We start from the raw sequence: 2,324 nt of genomic DNA on the forward strand, positions 1-2,324 counted from the left end.
CTGTCGCATCACAGGGTCGATCCGGGGGGACGGCTCGCGGCGGCGCTCGACGACCCCGATCCGGGGGTGCGCGGGCGGGCGGCGCGGCTCGCGGGTGAGGTCGGGCGGACGGATGCGCTGCCGCTCCTGCGGGAGCGTTTGGCGGAGGGGGTCTGGCCGGCCTGGGCGGCGGCGCGGATGGGGGATCGGCGCGGGGCCGAGGCGCTGCTCGCCTGGGTGCAGGCGAATCCGGGAGAGATGCGCGCAGCCATGGCTCTCGACATGGCACTGATCGCATTCGGTCCGGGGGCGAAGGCGGCGGCGACGCGACTCCTCGGGCGGCCCGAGACCTATCTCCTCGGACTGTCGCGCCTGGGGGTCGTGGGGGACCGGGCGGTCCTGCCCTGGCTGATCGACCGGATGCGGGAGCCGGTGGCGGTGGAAGCGGCCGGTCTCGCCTTCCGCGACCTGTTCCCGGTGGAGGTGGACGACGTGGGGCTCTTCACCGAGAGCCCGGCGACGCTGGGGCCTGCCTTCGCCCCCCTGGACCCCGCGCCGCTGCCGATCGCCGACCGGATCGCCGACTGGGCGCCCGATCCGGCGGCGGCGCCCTTCGTCTCGCAGCGGGCGCGGATGCTCTCGGCCCTGCGCGAGGGGTTGGCGGCGCCGCAGGGGCGGCTCGCCACCTGGCGGCACCGGCGGCGGGGCAACGCGGCCTGGGTCTGAGGTCTCAGGCGGGGCGGGCGAAGAGGGCGGCGGAGCGGAGTCCGCCTTCGGAGGCGGCGTCGCAGAGTGCCACCCCGCCCGGCGCGTGGCCACGGAGATACGCGTCGCGGGCGACGAGGAGCATCAGGCCCGCGGCGGCGGACCCGGTATCGCCCACCGTCATGGCGGGGTGGACGACGGAGTAGAACTCGCGCCTCGTGCGGAGGAAGCGGGTGCGCGCGAGGAGGGTCTCCCAGGCGGCGTAGCGCTCGCCGTTCACGGTGGTGAGGACCCAGTCGATCCGGGGCTCGAGAGCGCCCTGCTCGGTGGCGCCGCGAAAGGCTTCGAGGAGGGCGCGGCCCTGGGAGTAGCGGGACCCGAGGATGGTGTCGGGCTCGCGCGTGGTGGCGACGCCGAGGAGGACGGGAGCGTTCGGGCCCCCGGACCCGCGCGGCACGAGGCGGAGGGCGGAGGCGCCCTCGCCGGGGACGAGGCCTTGGGAGTTGTCGGGCCCGGCGAGGCGGTTCGCGGCGCGCAGGCGCTCGAGGTCGGCCGGGTCGACGAGGCTGTCCACGCCGAGGAGCAGGACCTCGGACGCCTGCCCCTGTGCGAGGGCATCGGCGGCGAAGGCGAGCGCACCCAGGGCCGCCGCCGCGCCGCCGTCGATCACCCGCGAGGCGGGGGTGAGCGGGAGCCGGGCCTTGGCGGCGATGCGCGCGAGGAGCTCGGCAGGGTCCGTACCCTCGAGCGCGGGATGCGGGCGGGCGGATTCGGGCGGGATCAGGAACAGCGCCCGGCCGGGGGCGGGGGCCGGGTCGGCGCCGTCGAGGCACTCGCGCAGGGCGCGGGCGGCGAGGTTCGCGAGCCAGTCGGCCGGGCTGCGGCGCAGCGACCAGTGGGCGGGGATGCGGGCGACGACCTGCTCGGCGCCGAAGGGCTCGGGCAGGGTCAGGGTGGAGTAGCCGGTGAGGCCCGCGCGGAAGGCGGCGCAGGTCTGGCGCGCAGTCAGGCCGGCGGCGGTGACCGCCCCCACGGAGGCGATCTCGAGGGCGATCCTCACGCCTCCTCCCAGAGCGGGACGCCCCGGCGGGTGCCGTCGCCGCCCAGGGGGTCGAGGTAGCTCTTGCGCTTGCGCCGGGCGCTGAGGAGGACGGGCGAGACGTGGCCGAACAGGATCTCGCGCAGGCGCGGCGCCCGGCGGTCGGTGAGGAAGGTCATGCGGGCCTTGAGGGTGACGCGGCGGAGGTCGGGCTCGACGATCACGGTGTCGGGCTCCCAGGCGGCCTCCTCGACATGGTCGTCGCGCAGGAGGCGGAGGGGCGCGGTCAGGCGGGGCAGGCGGAATTCCCAGCGGCCCTCGGGCGTCATGTTGACCAGGACCGCGGTGGCGCCGGGACGGATCGAGGGGGATCGCTGGTCGGGCGGCGCGGACTGGTGGTGCCTAGGGTCGAAGTCCTTGGGCGGCAGCGGCCATTGGGTGGCGAGCCAGGCCTCGTCGTAGGTCCCCGCGTGGTCGAGCCGCGGGCGCCAGGCACGGGAGACAGGGGCGAAGCCCACGGGCTCGGGCCGGTCGCCGGGGTTCTCGTAGGGCTCGCCCGGGGGGGTGAGATTGGGGGCCTCGCTGAGCACCGAAGGGTCGG

The 2,324-nt window shown here is 76.5% G+C and carries 3 protein-coding genes; 1 reads left to right on the forward strand and 2 read right to left on the reverse strand.

Features of this window, described 5'->3' with window-relative positions; all coding sequences use genetic code 11:
* Nucleotides 1-705: hypothetical protein (locus tag AC5JLB_RS29420; protein WP_495877368.1), on the forward strand; the 705-nt coding region annotated here is incomplete at its 5' end.
* A 4-nt stretch (nt 706-709) separates the two neighbouring features.
* Here AC5JLB_RS29420 and AC5JLB_RS29425 read toward each other — a convergent pair.
* Nucleotides 710-1,744: a hypothetical protein gene (locus AC5JLB_RS29425; RefSeq protein WP_495877369.1), complete on the reverse strand. Its 1,035-nt coding sequence runs from the start codon at nt 1,742-1,744 to the stop codon at nt 710-712.
* The coding region (locus AC5JLB_RS29430; protein ID WP_495877370.1) for a DUF2169 domain-containing protein at nt 1,741-2,324 on the reverse strand (584 nt) is incomplete at its 5' end. The genes AC5JLB_RS29425 and AC5JLB_RS29430, both read right to left, overlap by 4 nt.

The organism is Myxacorys chilensis (assembly GCF_059505265.1).